The 18703-nt window shown below is 50.5% G+C and carries 20 protein-coding genes; 1 reads left to right on the forward strand and 19 read right to left on the reverse strand.

From position 1 onward, the window contains the following. From ACOQPU_RS00340 to ACOQPU_RS00395, 12 genes are all read right to left on the reverse strand, one after another. On the reverse strand, positions 1–849 hold the full coding sequence (locus tag ACOQPU_RS00340; RefSeq protein WP_420640493.1) for a ThiF family adenylyltransferase: 849 nt from the start codon (positions 847–849) through the stop codon (positions 1–3). Further along, positions 849–1541: a hypothetical protein gene (locus ACOQPU_RS00345; RefSeq protein WP_420640494.1), complete on the reverse strand. Its 693-nt coding sequence runs from the start codon at positions 1539–1541 to the stop codon at positions 849–851. Before ACOQPU_RS00345 ends, ACOQPU_RS00340 begins: the two co-directional genes overlap by 1 nt. After that, positions 1522–2205, reverse strand: coding sequence for a Mov34/MPN/PAD-1 family protein (locus ACOQPU_RS00350; protein WP_420640495.1), 684 nt, complete (start codon positions 2203–2205; stop codon positions 1522–1524). Before ACOQPU_RS00350 ends, ACOQPU_RS00345 begins: the two co-directional genes overlap by 20 nt. Before the next feature lie 10 nt (positions 2206–2215). Further along, the gene (locus ACOQPU_RS00355; protein ID WP_420640496.1) at positions 2216–2842 is read right to left on the reverse strand and encodes a hypothetical protein; all 627 of its coding nucleotides are present in this window, start codon (positions 2840–2842) and stop codon (positions 2216–2218) included. An 8-nt stretch (positions 2843–2850) separates the two neighbouring features. After that, positions 2851–3738 (reverse strand): hypothetical protein, encoded by an 888-nt coding sequence (locus ACOQPU_RS00360; RefSeq protein WP_420640497.1) that lies wholly within the window; start codon positions 3736–3738, stop codon positions 2851–2853. Next, a complete protein-coding gene (locus tag ACOQPU_RS00365) occupies positions 3687–4169 on the reverse strand; it encodes a PRTRC system protein C (RefSeq protein ID WP_420640498.1) in 483 nt (160 codons plus the stop codon). Before ACOQPU_RS00365 ends, ACOQPU_RS00360 begins: the two co-directional genes overlap by 52 nt. Positions 4170–4179: 10 nt before the next feature. Continuing rightward, on the reverse strand, positions 4180–4566 hold the full coding sequence (locus ACOQPU_RS00370) for a hypothetical protein (RefSeq protein ID WP_420640499.1): 387 nt from the start codon (positions 4564–4566) through the stop codon (positions 4180–4182). Further along, a complete protein-coding gene (locus ACOQPU_RS00375; protein WP_420640500.1) occupies positions 4563–6626 on the reverse strand; it encodes a ParB/RepB/Spo0J family partition protein in 2064 nt (687 codons plus the stop codon). The genes ACOQPU_RS00370 and ACOQPU_RS00375 overlap by 4 nt, the downstream gene beginning before the upstream one ends. Before the next feature lie 17 nt (positions 6627–6643). Next, positions 6644–7624, reverse strand: a complete 981-nt coding sequence (locus tag ACOQPU_RS00380; protein WP_420640501.1) for a hypothetical protein — start codon at positions 7622–7624, stop codon at positions 6644–6646. Next, positions 7621–7938 carry a hypothetical protein gene (locus tag ACOQPU_RS00385; protein WP_420640502.1) on the reverse strand — a complete coding sequence of 106 codons (318 nt, stop codon included), beginning with the start codon at positions 7936–7938 and terminating at the stop codon, positions 7621–7623. Before ACOQPU_RS00385 ends, ACOQPU_RS00380 begins: the two co-directional genes overlap by 4 nt. Further along, the gene (locus tag ACOQPU_RS00390) at positions 7935–8417 is read right to left on the reverse strand and encodes a hypothetical protein (RefSeq protein WP_420640503.1); all 483 of its coding nucleotides are present in this window, start codon (positions 8415–8417) and stop codon (positions 7935–7937) included. Before ACOQPU_RS00390 ends, ACOQPU_RS00385 begins: the two co-directional genes overlap by 4 nt. Before the next feature lie 214 nt (positions 8418–8631). Further along, positions 8632–9639, reverse strand: coding sequence for a tyrosine-type recombinase/integrase (locus ACOQPU_RS00395; RefSeq protein ID WP_420640504.1), 1008 nt, complete (start codon positions 9637–9639; stop codon positions 8632–8634). Positions 9640–9992: 353 nt separating this feature from the next. On the opposite strand from ACOQPU_RS00395, the gene ACOQPU_RS00400 reads away from it, so the two are divergent. After that, complete coding sequence (locus ACOQPU_RS00400; protein WP_420640505.1) at positions 9993–11288, forward strand: IS256 family transposase; 1296 nt, start codon at positions 9993–9995, stop codon at positions 11286–11288. A 422-nt stretch (positions 11289–11710) separates the two neighbouring features. Here ACOQPU_RS00400 and ACOQPU_RS00405 read toward each other — a convergent pair whose 3' ends face one another. From ACOQPU_RS00405 to ACOQPU_RS00435, 7 genes are all read right to left on the reverse strand, one after another. Next, the gene (locus ACOQPU_RS00405) at positions 11711–12043 is read right to left on the reverse strand and encodes a cupin domain-containing protein (RefSeq protein WP_420640506.1); all 333 of its coding nucleotides are present in this window, start codon (positions 12041–12043) and stop codon (positions 11711–11713) included. A gap of 207 nt (positions 12044–12250) precedes the next feature. Beyond that, positions 12251–12889 carry a uracil phosphoribosyltransferase gene (gene upp, locus ACOQPU_RS00410; RefSeq protein ID WP_420640507.1) on the reverse strand — a complete coding sequence of 213 codons (639 nt, stop codon included), beginning with the start codon at positions 12887–12889 and terminating at the stop codon, positions 12251–12253. 117 nt (positions 12890–13006) lie between these two features. Further along, positions 13007–15424, reverse strand: coding sequence for a HEAT repeat domain-containing protein (locus ACOQPU_RS00415; RefSeq protein ID WP_420640508.1), 2418 nt, complete (start codon positions 15422–15424; stop codon positions 13007–13009). A 90-nt stretch (positions 15425–15514) separates the two neighbouring features. Then, positions 15515–15970 (reverse strand): DMT family transporter, encoded by a 456-nt coding sequence (locus ACOQPU_RS00420; protein WP_420640509.1) that lies wholly within the window; start codon positions 15968–15970, stop codon positions 15515–15517. A 28-nt stretch (positions 15971–15998) separates the two neighbouring features. Next, positions 15999–17000: a prenyltransferase/squalene oxidase repeat-containing protein gene (locus ACOQPU_RS00425; protein ID WP_420640510.1), complete on the reverse strand. Its 1002-nt coding sequence runs from the start codon at positions 16998–17000 to the stop codon at positions 15999–16001. A 145-nt stretch (positions 17001–17145) separates the two neighbouring features. Next, positions 17146–17904 (reverse strand): SDR family NAD(P)-dependent oxidoreductase, encoded by a 759-nt coding sequence (locus ACOQPU_RS00430; RefSeq protein ID WP_420640511.1) that lies wholly within the window; start codon positions 17902–17904, stop codon positions 17146–17148. A gap of 148 nt (positions 17905–18052) precedes the next feature. Continuing rightward, positions 18053–18691, reverse strand: coding sequence for a hypothetical protein (locus ACOQPU_RS00435; RefSeq protein ID WP_420640512.1), 639 nt, complete (start codon positions 18689–18691; stop codon positions 18053–18055). Positions 18692–18703 lie beyond the last annotated feature (12 nt).

Consider the following 18703-nt stretch of genomic DNA (forward strand, 5'->3'; position numbering starts at 1 on the left):
CTAACAACGAATATACGATTTACTGTCTCTCTTATATTCGTTAATGTTGGTCTCGGTGATTAACAAACTCCTGGCCGTAGGCGGGTCGAGTGTAAACATGGTGCTCAGATGCAGCACCTGGCGCTGCAGGACAAAAACGGCTGTATATTGTGCGGCAATCGTGGCCGCCATGCGGTTGACCATCAAGCTCTGGGTCTCGGCCAATGCCATTTCAGCGCAGGACTGAGCCTGAGCATTTGGATCCGGCGTCAACAAGTCCGGTTCCTGTAAATAGGGGGAGGGTAGGCCGCTGCACAGGCCCAGACGGTCCGTCCGGATGTTTCGCCCGTCGGCAAGGTTGCCGATCAGCACCTGGCCGCTGTTTTGCTCGTTGCCGCAGTCGATGGCCCAGAGACGGCCGTCGAACAGTTTCACCGTTTTTGCTATCTCACGCCGCGCCAGGTGGTTGTCCACGCAGCCAATGATCAGGTGAGCGCACTCCCGTCCACCGGCGCCGTGGTGGAACCAGCCGCGGGTCATGTCCATGACATACGGCTGCGGCCAGGCGGCGATGTCCAGCCCGTAAGCGGCATTGAGTCGCAGGGCCAGATCGGCCACCTTGGGCACACCACCCGCCAGCGCTGCCTGCAGGCTCACCGCCTGACGGCCACAGTTCTTCAGCTCTACCACGTCATGGTCTACCAGCGTCAGCTCCACCTGGATACCCTTTTGCCGGGCGTGATAAGCCAGCCCGGCCAGGAACAGAGCCAGGGTCGAGCCGGTGCCGCCGGCCCCCACGACCATGATGCGGAAGCGGTTAACGTCGCCCAAAACCACCCGGTACGTGGGTTCGATGGCCAGGGTGTCCATTAGATGTGACGGCCGTTGCCGGGACGAGCAGAAGCGGCCGGCATTGCGGGCACGACAAGGCCATTGGCAGGCGGTCGGCCGTTGGCCAATTCCTTGCTGCTTCCCGTCAGATCTTCAACGGTAATTGCCGGCAGCCCGAAGAAACCACCACTGCCACCCTTTCCCTGGGCGCGGGAAATCTCGTCTTCGACGTTGGCCCACAAACTTTGCCACATGCGGTCCAGCGCCATGTGCAGCTCGCCGGGGCTGTGGGCCACGTGGCGGACATCATGCCAATCGGTGTAGCCGGGAGTGATGCTGTTATAGTCGCCCAGGTTCACTTTATAGGTGAGACTGACGCTGACGGTACGCACAAAGATGGGGTCGGGATCGCCACTCAGCGGCGGCTGCAAACCGAGGAAAACCACTTCCGGATTCCCCTGCCGCAGCAGCAGCTGTGCCCGCACGTTTTCCCGTGCCATGCGCCGCACCCGTTCCTTGGCGTGGTGCAGGTCAAACGCTTCCCCTTCCGGCACCACACTCTTCACCCAGATGGTAACGGCCGGGTTCAGCGACTCGAAATTGCCGGTATTAAATTTGCGGTCATAGGTGACAGAAAATCCCTTGACCGCGATGGGCTCTTCCAGCTCATAGGTGAAGCCAGTGTAATCGTCGTTGGCCGCATGGCCGTTGTTATAACTGTTGTTTGTCATCTTGTTTCTCCTGGTACAAATCTTTGAAGGTGCCTGCCCTGAGCGACCCAACGGAGTTGGGCATGTCGAAGGGGCCGTTGTTAGTAAAAACGGCCGTTAACGGCAGCGCCAGCCAATACCCGTACACACCCACGCGCAGCCGCATCTCCGGTTCGCTGTCCAGTTTGCCGATCACCCCATACAGGCGGGCGCCCTGCTCATCGGTATTGTCGGTCTGGCTGAAAAAGGCGCGCATGTTGCCGTGGGAATGCAGATCACAAATGATGGTGGCGGCGTCAGCAACGGCCGTTGTCACGTCGGTGGCCACACTTGTGGGCGTAGTTTGCTGGGCCGGTTTCTTGACCTGAACGGCACGGCCGTGGTGGTGAAACTGGTATAACACCTCGTTGAGCCCGTTATCGGGTCGCCGGGCACGCCGGGCGTCGGCCAGGGCAGTATCCAGCAGGCGCGCCGGAATGCGTGGCACCAGCAGTTGGAATTGGGGACGCAGCGGCGGCAGGCCGCGCACAGTGCAGGCCGTTACCGGCAGCAGCGCCGTAAAGAAGCGCGTCTCGGCGCGTACAAAAACGCCGTTCCCGGCCAGGACGTACTGGTAAGCCAGCGCATCATTGGCCGGCAGAGGATCGCGCTTGTGGATGTGGTAGGTGACCAGATTGTCGATCATGTCGGGTTCCTCATGAAAACAAATTCCGCAACCGCATCTGTGCAGGCGCTAGCTCGGATAGGGGGAAGCGGGGACGGCCGTCCAGTTCAGCCCACAATTGGCGCACATCATCCGGGTACGATCGGCACTTGCCTCGACTCAGATCCGCGTTGAACAGACTGCCTTCCATGAACAGCTGTAAGGCAGCCTGGATAGTTTGCGGCGAGCAATCCGGGAAGGGTGCATTTCCCTGGCAAATGCCACCGGTGGTGTGCACATTGGGGCAGGGGACGTGATAGAGGCGAGCATCTTCACCAGACGGCCGTTTCTTTACCGCAAATATCTTGTAAGCCGTTCCGCTGCCCACAAAGACAAAGGGCGGCATCGGCAAGTGATAATGCTGTTCCGCCGTCTGCATCCGCCACCGGCGCGCCGGGACGTAAATACCCAGCGTCGTTGTGTTCGCCTGCTGTCCCCAAAAGAGGGTGTTGGCCGGCAGCATGCCGCTGCTCAAAGCCACACTGGTGCAGGCGCTGACCACGTCGTGTACAGAGACGGGATGGGTGAGCAAACGGCCGTCTTCTTCCCAACGCGAGAGCAAGACGGCCGTGTCGTAAAAATCCAGCCTTAGGCGGGGCAGGGGGAATTGCTGATTCATAACGTACCTCAAGGGGAAACGGCCGTTTCCTGAGATTGGTGATAGGCGGCTAGCAGTGCGTCACGAACGGCCGTTAACTTGTCATCGATGGCAGCGGGGGTGTCGTTTTGCCAATCCAGCAGCCGGTCGATCCGCTCCAGAATTGGCTGCGCTTTTTGCCATTCGGCGGCCAGCCAGGCTACCTCATCCGGCCGCCACTGCGGATAACCGCCGCCCTCGGTCAACGCCATTTCTCCAACGTCAATCCAGGCATTGTCTGTGGCATGATTAAGCATCAGGATGAGGTCGGGCAGGGCAGCGAGCGGCTCTGGCAGATCCAACCCCTGTACTGTTTCCACCAGACGGTGCGGCTCCAGATAACGGGGCAGTTGGTGCGCCAGGTACAATGCCGTAAATTCATCGGGAGAGTCCTCGCTATCGCGCGAGTATTGCGCATGCAGCAGGTAAGGCAGCGGCTCTTTCAAATCGTCCCAGCCGTCATAATACTCATCTATCCCCATCGGGATGACCGGGATTTCGTACAAACGCCACTCCACAACTTCTAAGTCTACGTCCCAGATTTCATCATGAACGGGAAATAAAGTGCCCACTCGCTGTAAAAAACGCTCTACGGCAGCCGCTACATCTTCCTCGTTTTGCCACTGCACCGTTTCCGCCCGCAGCCACTCCGGCTGGTCGGGAAACACCATCGCATACAGCTCGGCCAGCCGGTCGGCCAGCAAGAGGAAGGCAAGCGGCGGCAAGCCCGTCCCCAGCGGGAGGTGCAGGTTACCGGTTGCCGAAGGTGTGGGGGGTGACGTTAAGGGATGCAGGAAATCTGAAGCAAGCAGCGTGGCCGCCGGGTCTAAAATCCCAACGGCAGGTGCAGCAGGGGGGTCGGTGCGAGGCGTTTGCATGACAGGATCACCTTATTGATGGCAGCCGTCTGGTCGTGCAGCTGGTCGGCATGATCGTGCAGCAACTGCGTGTGCTGTCGCAGGGTATGCAGGGTCAACGGCCGTTCCTTGATAAGCACCTCATAGACGGGATTCAGAGGGTTGTCGTATTCAGGCACGGCCGTCAGCGCCGTCACCAGCGTGTCAATAGCTGTCGGGTCTGCCACCGGCGCGGGCAGAGCGCCCTTGCGCGTCACCTGCTTGCTGAACGTAATTTCCCGCGTGCCGTCGGCCAGCGTCTTTTCTTCTGTCCTGGCGTGTCCCAGCTCTGGAAAGAAGGTGCGCAAATGTTGCAGCACTTGCTCCACACTGTATTCCGGTCCGGGGTCGGGAAAACTTTTATCAGCATACTTAAAGATACGAGGGGGATGGTTGTCTACCTGGGTCGTCATGGGCATTCTCCTAGAACAGGGATAGATTTTGGGCCTGCGGCTGCGGTGCGGACAGCGGATTGGACGCTGGCGGCGGTGTCTCATGATTATCTATGTCGGCCGTGGTCACATTCGTGGCCACTGTGTCCGGGGCTGCCGTTTGTTCTTCGGCAATGGTTTCCTCTTCTATGGCAGCTCCCGCCGCCTGTGCCCGAACACCCAGAGCTGTCCAGGCCTCCTCAATCATGGGCACGAGACTGGCGAAGGCGCCGGTCTTGACCACCGGCAGTTGTTCGGCCACGCCCACGCTGAGCAGCAACGGCCGTTCGGCCAGAGGGGCGTCGCTGGCAGCCAGAGTGACGATGATGGTTACATCCTGCTCCGCCAACGGGTCTGTTACAGTCAGGTTGCTGTTCATTCATTCTCCTCCATGCGCCACGGCCGTTCCTCGACCGTCACAAATTGCAAACCGTGTCCATTAACCGGCAGACTAAATTGGCGCCTCCGCGCGCGCTGCCATTCGCCATGCGCCCAGACGAAGAGCGTGAACAGCTGCGCATCGCTCAAATCACCACCTTGGGCCTCGAATTGCTCCTTGAACCAGCTGCCATAATTTTCATTGGCGCCCATCGGCCGACCGGTGAGGAATTCAAACGCATTACGATCACTGCTGTGTCGATTGGCCTCTTTGACCAAGCACAAGATTTGTTCCTTGAGCCAATCGCGGGGCACCCCCGGTGGCTCCGGATGGGCCGGGATCAGGTCATGCCATGGCTGGCTGGGCGCAAACTGCCGGCAGACAGGCACCAGCAAACTGCCGGTAGCTCCTGCCTGCTGCGCGGCAGCCGTCAACACCTGGAAGGAAACGTTGCGCAGCCGTCCGGCCCAGGCACAATGAGGCACCGATTCATCCTTTGTCGGGCTGCTGTCCAGCCAGTGCCGACAGCGGCTGCAAGACGTGGCGAATGGATGATGGGCAGATAACTGCTCATGCCGCTTCATAAAGTTGGCAATCTGGGCGCGCTGTTTTACAACGGACGACGGCTTCTCCGGGGCAGATGCTGCAACCGGCGCCGCTGTGCCGCCCGTTTCAGCTTGGGCCTGCCCTTTTGTCGTCGGAGTCGGTGCTTCTGTGGGTGGCCCATCGCCAGATGGTTCATCCGCTTTTGGCTCATCGACTTCTGATGCCGCTTCGTCCTCAGCCAGTTCTTGCGCCGCCTGCGCCTGCCAGGCAGCGAGCAAGTCGTCATAACTCTTGGCTCGATAATCGCCGCCCTCGCTGACCACGCCAGGATGCTGCCCCCAATCCCAGGGAACGCGCACATCGAAGCTGTCGTTGGGCGCGAGACCGTGTATGCAGCGGCTGGCTTCTTGCCCAACGCGACAAGGCATCCCCAGCGGTCCACCCTGTCCCTGCGACAGGTCTGAGCGCAGCGACTGTCGGGGCAGTTGGCCAATGGGGCAGGTGTCACAAGCCACATCGGTGATGAGGTATTCGACAACGGCCGTCCAGTTGATACGGCCGTCTACGAAATATGTATCCCCGCCCAACGCTTGGAACCACAGCGTCAGCTTTTCCTGGTTGCTCCACGGCTCATCATGCACATGGCGATAGATGAGCATAGCGGCCGCCGCGTAAGCGTCTTCGGGATAGGCGTCCACCACCTGGCCCCACAGGGCCACCAGCGCCCGGGCGATGTTGCGCTGCGACTGGTGTTTGACCATCAGGGGCAGCTGCAGGCCCGGCCACTTCTTGAGCGTCAGCGCGCAATCCTTGATGGTTTTGGCCGTCAGCTTGCCGGCCTCATTGGCCAGGATGAAGATAGAGAGGCCGGTACGTTTCGGTTCGGGCACATCGGCGACGGCCGTGGCCACGCTCATCGGCAGGTCGCCGGCGGCAATACGCTGCGCCAGTTCGGGCGGGATTTCGGTCAGCACCAGGTGATTGCGCACAAACTGCACATGCTGGCCAACGTTGCGGGCAATCTCTTCTGGCGTCGCGCCAGCGGCTACCGCCTGACGGAAGCTGTGGGCCACGCCCAACATGTCGGGCTGCTCACTGCCGTAGTTGGCAGCTTGCAGCGCGAGTATCTGGGCCTTCTGGCCGCCCTCAAAAGTAACAAACTCAACAGCTTCGTCACCATATTTTGTCAGCAGTGAGGCAATGACCTGCTCCAGCGTGCCCAGTGATTCCACCAGGGTATGGATCATCGTGCGCACGACCTCAATAGAAATTTCCGTATCCGCGTGCTCTTTGGCCCAATCTCGCAGGGCAAAAGAGAAGAGCTGGGCCATGTGGCGGCGGTGGCCGCTAACAATGTGATAGCCCTCGCCGTTGGGAGAAGCGACAATCGGCTGCCATTGGTCTAAGCCGCGCTCGTATACTTGCAGCGTCAGCGCCGCCAGCCCATCCAGGTCATAGGTGGTGCGCATTTGGGCTGGATGAGCTTTTAGTTGTTTGAGTGCTGTCGTAGGCATAAGGATTACTCCCTCAATTAATATTCGGATGGCAGGAGAACGGTGGTCGCTGACCGATCGGCTTCGGTAATAATCCAGATTCGTTCTGTCTCATCATCACCGACGGGGACAGTGTAGGCGGATAGGATGCGGTATCCTTCTTTGACGGCTGTGTCGTTCTGCCGTCTATCGAAGTTGTCTAAATCATCTCCCCAGTCGCCTTGTGCGTGCCGGGCCAGGTAGGGTGCAAAATCTACGCCCAACTCAGCCGCCCCCGGCGTCATCACCACGTGGCCCAGTGCAAACAAAGCCTTGGGATCACCCTCATCAGCCAGATGTATAGTTAGGAAGGGCGCGCCACTGTTATCCAGCTGGATGCACGCTTTGAAGCGCCAATATCGCCGCTGGCCCAGGCCGCGAATGATGACGGTAAACACCCTTTCCGTGGCGCTGATGTCCCGGCCGCCAGCCACGCACATCCCCAGGATGTCATGCCAGATCCCCCTGAAATCATTGGGCCAGTCCGAATTAACGGCTCGCTGCATCAGGTCAATGACGGCATCGGAAGCGGTGACCGGGATTTTGAAATGCTGTCGGGTAACTTCCGCCAATCCCAGTCGGCTGAGGCGGGCGTCCAGCAGCAGGCCTTCCTGGATCATTTCGATGCGGTCAGGCCCCGCGTGAATTAAAACCGGTTCTGCCTCTGCGGCAGGCTGGGAAACGCCTGCACTGCGCGCAGCCGCAGCCGCCGTCCAGTACAGGCCCATCTCCGAAAACGGCACAGTTGGCGGTGACAGCTTGACGACTGAAGCGTAGCCCAGCTCGCGGCACAGGGTATCGGCCGTTTCCAGGACACGTTGGTAGCCAACAGCATCCATCTGGTCGGTGGGGCGGGTGGGCGGTCCTTGTGGAAATAAAAAAGCGGCCACCGTATTGGTGACCGCCTGGTAGGAAAGATAGGTTTCGCCGTCTACCTGTATGGTCGGTAGCGCAGCTATCTGCGTTTTAAGTTTTTTCATGGACATCTCCCAGGAATGGGGTGGGGGGCAGTGGCATCCATCGGGGCGACTTCATAGTCTTGGCCGGCTGCCAGCTCATAGGCGGCCGGGTACACGGTGATACCCTGGCCAGCATCATAAACACCCGCTCCGGATAATTGCAAGTGACGGTGGAGATCATAGGCGTTGTGGATGACGATGAGCGTATGCAGATGATCAGGCCAGCGGCCGATCACCAGCAGCTGCCGGGCAATTTCAATGGCGCGGTGGTGGGCGCCAGTGTCGCTGCGGCCACGGCCGAGTTTAACCTGCCGATTCCAGTCGGGCTTAGTCATAGAAAGTTCTCCTTGTCAGGAAGCGAATACTCCCAGATGGTGACCTGCTCCGGCAGTTGGGCGATGATCGGCAAGACAACCTCGCGGCGGAAACGGCCGTTGCCAATGCCAGGATAGTTCAACACGACTTTTGCATCGGGATGAACAGCACACCAGGCACAAAAAATAGCCGTGCTATGACGAATAAGTTCCAGGCTGGCAGGTTGGCTGTAATATAACTTTACTTGAAAAGCACCCAGCTTCGCCGCCGGCCAGCGCGGGCTAACGAGCAGGCCGTAATCGCCAAGGCGGCCACAGGTATTCAAAATGTGCCGACCAAGGCTTGCAGCCAATCCCGGAAACCGGTCCCGCGCCTGCTTGGCAATGCCGCGCCCCATAACCAACGCGCCATCTTGACGAATCGTGCTGTTGGTTGTGATGAGAAAAAGATCTGCCGTGGCAAAAACGGTCCACATATCACCGCGCTGAAAATGGGGCATGTGGAGACCTCCTGCTGGGGTTGGATATCACCCCATCGGCGCGGTTACGCGCCAAACGGCCGTTTTGAAGCCCTCTTTCGGCGTCTGAGAGCCGTTCTAAGAAATTTTAGGAATTTTTCGCTGGGAATTTTGGCGGATTTTTGGGTATTTTTTTGACCATGCAGGCAGCACTTCGAATGCTCAATTTCGTGGAGCCGCTCAGAACAGGCGCTGGCTATTGAGCCGTTAGCGCCAGCTCAATCTGGATGAAATCGCCGGCCGTCACCTGCAGGCTGCGCATCGGTTCCAGGTAGCGTTCCGTCGTCGTGATGCTGGCGTGGCCCAGCATCTGCTGGATCTGCCGCAGATCGGCGCCGCCCTTTAGCGCCAGCGCTGCCGCCGTCCGCCGCAGGTCGTGGGCAGCAAGGGCCGCTTCTCCCTTCCTATTATAGTAGCCCGCTGCCAGCACATGTTCCTTGACCACATTGTAAATCGCCTGCGGGGTCAAAAACCCATCGGTGCGCGTGCCGCCTTTGGTGCGCACGGAGCCGGCGAGGCTGCCGTCTTTGTTCAGCGCGAGGAAGATACGGCCGTCTCGCTGCCCCGCCGTCTGCGCCCATCTATCCAGCGCCACCTTCACCCAGGGCGGGATGCCCACCGAACGCACCCGGCCGCGCTTGCCCACCAGGTCGATGATCGCCCAACGGCCGTCCCGCTGCTGGATCATCGCCCAGGTCAGCCCGGCCACTTCGGACCGCCTTAACCCAGTGCCAATCATCAGCGCCAGGATCGCTTGGTCGCGGATCGCCTTGCGCAGCGGAATCTCCTCACGATGCCAGCGCGTGATCGGGGTGTTAATCAGCTGCTCCGCATCTTCCTTCGTCAGCCAGTTCCCGGCGCGGACCCCTTCCTGCTTTACCCCCTTCACCCGTTCAACGCCGTAGGCGAGGGTGGGGGGGACCAGCCCGTTGTCGGCAGCCTCAGCGGCCAGCTTGCGTATGGCCGACAGCGCCTGGTTGATGCTGCTCCTACTTTTACCGGCTTGCAGCATTGCTTCGCGGTAAGCGTTGATCGTCGCTTTGGTGAAGCCGGGACGGCCGTTGCCATCATACCAATCCAGGAAATCAATGAGGGCGCGACTGTAAGCGCGCTTGCTGTGCTGGCTGTCTACACTCTGCGTCACCAAATCAATAATGGCGTACCAGTCGTCTTGGGGAATGAGAGCCGTGTTTTGCGCGTCCATGCAACTATATTATGTCAATTTACATCGTATGTCAATAGCTTACAATAAACTAGATTATCATAAGCTTTTTATTGTCAAAACGGAAGGAAGAAGGCCGACAAATGCCTTTCTTCCTATGTAGGATCTCACAGTTTTTGAGAACTATCCCATAATTTTTGAGAACCTGTCCCATAGTTTTTGAGAATCCCGTTTCACAATTTTTGAGAATGGCCTACTTTGGGGACAAATTACTCTGGGAACCAGTCGAAAAGCGAGATATAACCAAAAGTTGGGGATTGGCCTAAACGAAAAAGCGGCGTATTCTCAAGCGTGATCAAACGCAACGGGCAAAAGCCCAAAGGAGAATACACCGCATGGACAAGCGTACCATAAACGATGAAGTTGTGGCAGAAAATGGTGCTCAGCTACCCTCGGTATTGGATGAAATAGTGCAATCTGGGGCACGACGGATGTTAATTGCCGCATTAGAAGCCGAAGTGGAAGCGTACATTCAGGCCCACAAATCGGAACGGGATAAAGCGGGCCAGGCGCTGGTGGTGCGCCACGGCAAAGCCAAAGAACGGAAGATACAGTGTGGAGCTGGCAGTATCAAAGTGCAAGCGCCGCGGGTCAAGGACAAACGGCCGGGGATGAAATTCACCAGCAATATCCTGCCACCGTATCTGCGCCGGTCACCTCGGTTGGAAACGGCCGTACCCGTCTTGTATCTACGGGGCTTGTCCACCAGTGATTTCAAACCAGCGTTGTCAGTGTTGCTGGGCGAGGAGGCAATTGCTGGTTTCTCAGCCAGTACGGTGGCCCGTTTACTAACCATCTGGCAAGAAGAGTATCGCGGCTGGCGGAAACGGTCATTAGCTGGGAAGCAATACATTTACATCTGGGCTGATGGCTTGTATTTCAAGGTGCGTCTGGGTGATGATGAGCGGATCGCCTGCCTGGTGATAGTGGGGGTCTTACCAGACGGCCGTAAAGAAGTCATCGCTATTGAAGATGGGTATCGAGAATCGAGCGAAGCGTGGAAAACAGTTTTGCGGGATTTGAAAGCCAGAGGAATGAAAGCGCCGCAATTGGCCGTTGCCGATGGCGCTCTGGGGTTTTGGAATGCCTTGCGTGATGTTTATCCCGAAACGGCAGGGCAGCGTTGCTGGGTGCACAAAATGGTGAATGTGCTGGACAAATTGCCGCAGCGGTTGCAAGGTCGGGCCAAGGCGCAGCTGCGCGAAATCATGCAAGCGCCGACGCGACAAGATGCTATTTCAGAAATCGGCAGATTTGTGGCTGAGTTTGAGGAGAAATACCCGAGAGCAACGGAAACACTGACCAAAGACCAGGACAAGCTGTTGACTTATTTCGATTATCCGGCAGCGCACTGGGTGCATTTGCGAACGACCAATCCGGTGGAATCGCCATTTGCCACGGTCAAACAACGAATGAAGCAAACCCGAGGCGCTGGTTCGCGCGAAGCTGGCTTGGCGATGGCGTTCAAGCTGTTACTTCAGGCCGAAGCCAAATGGCGGCGTTTGAATGCGCCACATTTATTGCCGCTGGTACAAACGGGGATGAAATTCCCCGATGGAGAGACCAAAATGCTGGCTGATATGCCAGCTAAATTGGAAAAGAGTGAGGTGCTTGAGGATGCCGCTTTTTAAGGGTCGATCCCCAACATTTGCAAATATCTCTCGAAAAGCATGTAGGTTCTTCTCAAAATTCGTTGGATAAGGGCAGACCAGCTATGTAGGCTGTCCTCAAAAACTACGGGATACCGGTAGGAAATTCTCAAAAACTTCGAAATAGTTATCTCAAAAACTGTGGGATAGCGAGCTAATTGGTCGAGAGGCTATTCTCAAAAACTACGAGATCCTACATCCTATAAGTGCATATAAGTTCGTCCCTACCACCGAATATTTCCGAACGTTTCTGGGAGATACCCAAAACGGCGCAGGTGTCAGCATGGTACTTTGAATTCAGAAGTAATGAAAACAGAAGATCCTATTGTCGAATTAGTTCGAAAGTGTCAGTAGTCGAGCCAAGATACAGAGTGACGTTCCCGATATCCATTAATTTCGCATTACTATATACTTTCCTCGTCAGCCGGATCAAATGCAGGCGCGGTGATAATTAAGAATTCCAAATCCCCAACTAAACCATGGGCAAATCCAGATGGAATTATAACTAAATCGTCCTTACCCACATCAAAGATTTCTTCACCCACTGTCACCTTGCCATTCCCGTTTAAAATATAGTAAGCTCGATCACTTCTATTGTTTATTGTTAGGCCATGCTTACCGGACAAAACGCCTTTAACAACATTAAATTTCTTTGAATGGTCAACAGAGGAATATTGAACAATAGTCATTTGGGCATCAATCTGATTGACTGGCATTTCTTTTGCTTTAAATATCATTTAAACCTCCACAGCATAATGTTTTTTCAAAAAATCTATTCAGATGAGTTGGGGCTAAATACTAAACCGCCCCACAATTCACAACCACCTATCATGCTTATCGATTTTTCCCTACTCTCTACACCTCTTTTCAACAATCACATAATTGTTTTGCCATACCCACATATAACGGTCGATCTAAATCAACTTGTATGCTCCAACAAAGTCTTAATGAGGAGATGTTAGGTTGAATCCGGTTAAGCGATCTCCCGCATCGCCCAAGCCCGGAACTATATAGCCAGATTCATCCAAATCATCGTCAATGGCCACTAAATATAATTGAACATCAGGATGATTTTTGAGAAGGTTATCCACGCCTTGCGTTGAAGCTATTAAGCTTAGCACTTTTACTCTTCCCACATTTTTCTCTTTAACCAATTGGACGGCCTGGCTTAAAATTCTGCCAGTAGCAAGCATGGGATCGATAAGAATTGCGCATTCCCCATTGAGGTTCTCATGAAGCCAGGAACGATTCATTTTGGGCATTAGACTTTCTGGATCTCGATTAATATCAAAGTACGAGATTTTGGGATTGGGCAAAAACTCTTCAAATGGCCTAACCATGCCTAAGCCAGAACGAAGGATTGGTATCAATATTACCTCTTCTACAATTCTAACTCCCTGCGCAATACCTAGTGGCGTTTCTGTTTGGATGGATTCACATCGTAGGTCATCTACAACAGTTGGCAACATAAACAAAGCGATTTCTGAAAGATTTTGTCGAAACTCTTTATGGCTTGTGCTCTTATTCCTCAGAGATATTAATCTCTGACTGATTAACGGGTTTTTTATCAAGGTAAAAGGCATAGTAACTTGTTATATATTTTCTCAAAACTACTGTGACTCCGGTTTCAAAAAGAGATACTGACGTGAGTTGAAGACATTAGACACGAGAGAAAGATTTATCGCTAACTTTCTAGCATCTCAATTATACAAGTCAGAAACTCGCAGGTTATCTACCTTATAAGCATTTTCATGAATGAATTTCTTTGCTCGATCTTCTCTTGTTGTAATTAACTTCTGTAGTATTTCAAGGAAGTTGTGCTGATAGTGCGTCATCAACTCATTAGCAATCACAATCCTGATAAACTCATTCTCGCTTTCCACCATTCGAAGTAAATACTGCTCAAATGCAGGCTTATAATTTGATACAAATGCCTGAATACAATTTACCTTCACCCAATCCACATGGTCTTTAATCAAAAACGAGATAGACTCATGCCTAAGTTGACTTGGTAATTTTTCCCAGTACTCGATTATGGATTTGCCCATCATCTTTCTTGAGATTTCACTTGGATCAGTCGACAGCTTATTTATAAGTTCCTTCGGTATTTTATCAAGAGCTAACCATAGATTAGTTGCAATGGCTGACCTTACATCCCTGTCTGGATCGTTAGAAAGTGCTAATATAAGATCTGTATGTTCTACTGAAAAATAACGGCAGATAATTCTAGCTGCCGCTTCTCGTGCAAATGGATTGTTGTCTTTAGCCAAAGATTCAACGGTTAATGATAAAAGGTTTATTACAAGTAAATTGTTTTGCAAGAGTAATGTTACTGCTTCATCATAGACAGGATGATAGAAAGAAATGTTTTCCTCACCATCCCAGTTGACGCGCTTCATTAATTCATCACTAAAATTATCTACACACTTCTCCCAAGGTAAAAATATCTGGGCATCAGAGGCCCCTTGTTTTTTAACAGAATTCCACATTGCATAATACAGACGTTTACATTCTTTCAAAGAAATAAATCGACTTGAAAGAACGCTGATTGTTAAATAGAAAAGAATTTCATGTACTCTTCTGTTTGCAATCGTTCTAGCTAATTCAACGCTGAGATCGTTGAAGTCTTGAGCTCGAGAAATAGCATTGTTAACATTTTCGTCTTGAACTGTACCCCGAACAAATAAATCGATATTGTGCGGGGCAATCAGCACAGAAGACACCTCGTTTACGAGATTGTAATAGTCTGTTGCCTTAGACCAATTAGGTTTGTATAAATCAGCATAGTTAACAATCATCTTCCTACGTTGTTCTTGCTCGTAAGAACTCAATGACATAATCAACGGCTTCACGTAGGTCGGATATGGATACCCTAATGCTTGTTTAAGTATGTTTACCCTAGAAGTAATTAAAATCCTTACATCATATCGTTTGGCTTCAATAATCAAGTTGTGAAGATTACTAACCAGATCTTCATTCGGAATAAATTGTGTTTTACCGAAAGGATCATCTAGATAAATTACATGACCATTTTTGATATATTTCCTTAATAGCGAATGATAAGAGATATACGAGCGTCCACTCGGACTAATCAGTTCATCAATCGGCAAGTAATTTGGCCGATAACCATGACCAAAAAATTTCCATAGAATATAAAAAGCGGTATATGTCTTACCCAGATGAGGTTCACCAGTTACTATAGCAAAATGCTCCTCAGCCAAATTACGCATAATTTCTTCATATTCTTTGGGCTCTACAAACAGCTGTGGTAGATTCTCGAATTGTGCAACTTGTGTCCCCTCTGGAGTAAGCCTCATACCTAACATTTTCCAAAAGGCTTCTATTGACTTTCCTAAAAGCTGATTATGCAAAATGCTGAACAACCCATCAAATTGCTCTCCCTCCCCCGATATAAGGACGGGTTTCCTGATTTTAATATGAGTAGTAACCGGATGCGATTCTGCTAAGGCACTATCCTGTGCATACCAGATTGTTCCACCCGTTCGAGGTAGTAATCGGAACAGATCCCGGTCCCTATTAGACAGATTCGCAACAAGAATGTGTCCGGCAAGACACTCATCCAATACCTCCCTCAAATTATCACAGTACTCAATAACCTCCAATTCAGAAAAAGCGAATCTTCTAGTAGTAAAGTCTCCGTAAACTTTAATTATTTTTATTCTGGGAAATGAACTCTTAATAGATTCAAGAATCCGGTTAGGATCATCTTTCCTGTTAATCAAAATTTGATATTCAGCGCTGCGAATCTTGGTTTCTAGCAGTGCATCCTCAAGATTACGATCAATCTGGCAATCCAGAACAGTATCGAAATAGCCCTGATACAAGAGATCAGCAAGGTAATGATATCCAGCCGAAGGCGTTTGCGACTCTAAATATGGGCGTAATGAAATGTAACGCTCTATCTCACTAATTTTCCCATAATATTCATCTAACTGGGTAAAGCTTTCATAACCGAAAAGGTCATTCGAAATTTCAACTTTTTGTTTGTTGCTTAACTGTTCACCACTTCCAAGAACAAGAACATAAGGTGCTTGACCCGATTGTTTTCGCTCTTTCAACAACCGCGATAACAGCTTTAAAGAGTCAGAAGCTACCATAGAAAAGTCCCCGCATATCCAAAACCAAACAAACTTTTCAAAATACGTAAGTCCTATTCAGCTTAAAGCATTTGAATAGGAAAACCCGAGTTAATTACGTGGTATCAAGAACCATACAGATAAAAATAACAAAAACAGCCCCGCTATGCGATATAAACTCAATGGTATAGCTTGTCCACCATTCAAGCCCAAAGTATCCACAAAAATCCCTATCAACATTTGGCCAAAAATGAGAACAGCAAGACCAGCAGCAATTCCAATCCGAGGTAATGAAAAAGAAATACCAGAAATAATCCCAATTCCTAATATTCCGGAAAAAATGATATATGGTGCAGCACTAGATATTGTCTGATAGTTATTAATATATCTCATCCCGGTTATTAAAATTAGAAGCACGGCAATCAGACCCCCCACAGCATTAACTAATAGACCATTCCCTATTGGTCCCACAAGCTTCCCTGCCCAATTATTTAAGGTTCCTTGTATTCCTATTGCTAGTCCGCTCCCAAGACCAACAACTAGTGCGAAAATTTGACTTTTGTCCATAATAAACTTGCCCTGCTATGTTTTCCCTTTATGTTCGTTTGCTCATGTATTCTTCTACTTCGGCAAGCGTACAAATTGCATTTTGAGTACACCAAACATAAGGTGTTCGGTCATATAAAGAGTAAATCCAAAAGCCCGCTTGATCTTGCATATCCAAGATTCTTTTTATGCTTGGAACTAAATCAATATATAGTCCGTGATCCAACGCTTTTACAAATGCACGAACTACCCAGCTAATTGAGAAATGCCTAACTCGCGTATAATAATATTGTTTCGTTCCTTTCATGATGCCCACGTCGAGTTCGTTTTCCCAAGTCCCATCTTGCAGACAGGAATTTTTCAGTTTTTGAATAGCGTTATCAAAAATTGGTTCAGGTATACTAAAGTCTCCTTGAAGCAATGCATAAAGGACCAACCCGGTTATCGCAACCCGACTTTGATTATCTTTTGGCGAAAAACCCCACCCCCCATCTGAATTAACTGCCTGGAACAGAAAAGGCAGTTGACGTTGAACGAAATCATTGTTAATTCCTGTTAAAGCCCAAATTGCAACTGCAGTCGCGTAAATATTAGGAGTGTCCCCTTTCAGACTTCCCCAACCACCAGTTGGTGAAGAGGCTTGAATCAGATAGTCTGAAGATTCTATCAATATAGGTTCTTGCAAGTTACGATTAAAAATTTTTTTCAGGCAAATTATTGTCCATGCAGTTGCTTCGTTCACACTCTCAGCCGACTCAATTAAGGGCCACCCCGTCTCTTCCGTCGCCCAGCCAAAATTCCTGGCACGAGTTGAGCGAATTAATCGCAAGCCATTAACAATGTATTTATCATTAACCGCAACTCCCGAATATAATAACCCTAGAAGTCCATCCAAAGCCCCTCCCCAAACTGTAACATCTGGTTCACCACCAATTTCCGGCCAGCCCCAACCTGAATTTGTAACTACACAGACTTTTTTCAACCAGTCCCTACCTTTTTGGAGGGCTACAGGGATGCGAGCAAGATCGTTTGAATCGAGAATGTCTTTCATAGAAATTTTTAATATTATTAAGAAAAAGTGTGTACTATTATTTCTGGAATAGATGTTGATAGTTGGAGCCGGTATATAGCCAATAGCATATAAGTTACACTTAGTTTATTTATTGTTGGTATTCATAGTTAATGGGTAAGAGAGATCATTGTAATAAAAGCCCCCCGTCAACAACTAGTACATGTCCAGTAATGAAAGAAGACATCGGAGAACTTAAGAATAAGACAGCATCGGCCACCTCTTCCGGGGTACCTAATCTCTTAAGAGGTGTTTCGCTAACTATTTGTTCAAGAAAATCATCCCCCGCACTATTAGTCATCTCCGTGGCAATATTTCCAGGTGCGATAGCATTTACATTTATTTGTGGTGCTAAATTCTTTGCTAGCCCAAGCGTCAAATTTATAAGACCAGCTTTAGCAGCTGTATAAGCGGGGACAAAAGCGGATCCCGTTATACCGTACATGGACGCTATGTTCACAATTTTTCCGCCACCCCGCCGTTCCATCATGGGCACAAAGGTTTGTATGCAAAGTAGAGGGCCTTGGAGATTGATCTTCAAAGATTGTTCCCAAACTCTTTCAGTGACGTCCTTCCAGTATTGAGGTCGTAGCAACTGTCCCGCATTATTGACTAATATATCGATGCCACCGAATTCGTCATCTATAATTCTTGCCATTCTTCTGATTGACAATATATCAGTTACATCGCCTTTAACATCAATAGCTCTACCTTTTTCCATTTTATTAATTTCATTTACAATGAAATTAGCTTGTGTCTGTGAATTTAAGTAATTCACAACGACGTTCGCACCTTCCTCTGCCAGCTTCAAGGCAATTGCTTTGCCAATCCCCCGGGAGGCACCAGTAACTAGAGCCGTTTTTCCAGCCAGAATTTCTTTTTGCATCTCTATTTCCTAATTTTAAGTAAACAAACCTATATACCTACCTGATTCTTGTCCTAAATACCTGCTTAATTTTTTCAACTTCTTGACAATATCTTTCATTGATATTGCTATTTCATGTTCTTAATGATGTTAATTCCGACTTTGCACATTAAGGTATCAAAAACATGTCGTGATAGACAAGATCATTATCGGCTAAAACCTCAAAATCGAGTTGAGCATTAAATGGTATTTTCCTGATATCTCTCACGAGCCTAGCAATAAATCGTCTTTTCAAATATGTTATGGCGTTGTTGTTTTGAACTTGTTCTTTAGACCACGAAGGTCTTCCAGCTATGATAGGCAAAACTAAAGAATAATCAGGCAACCAATCTACGCCTGGTGGACGATCTCCAGACTTAATATCCACAACAATTTCACCAAACCAATTGTCATCTATTTCTTTTTTTATCATTCCCGAAAACTTTAGATTTTGTTGGGAAAACTGCTTACCTAAAAAAAATATTTGGTTAATGGGATCAATGCCTCTACTTGTTAGTATAGATGATAATTCTAGCCATTTTGAATAAAACAGGTCGTAAGAAACTGATTTAATTTTTGTGTCTCTATTTTTGTAAGGATGATCATATATCGATCCTCTATCATCGAAACCGACAAGCAAAAATCTCGTTTCATATTCGTCCCCAAGAATCAAGTCCCAATTTAATTCATTCGGCTTCCGAAAAACCTCAGATAGCTTTGGAACAGGATAGCCAGAAGACTTTAAATATAAAAAGCCCTTGATATTCATAGTACGAAAACG

Origin of the sequence: Candidatus Leptofilum sp. (assembly GCF_965223285.1) — a bacterium.
Classification (GTDB): Bacteria; Chloroflexota; Anaerolineae; order Promineifilales; family Promineifilaceae; genus Leptofilum.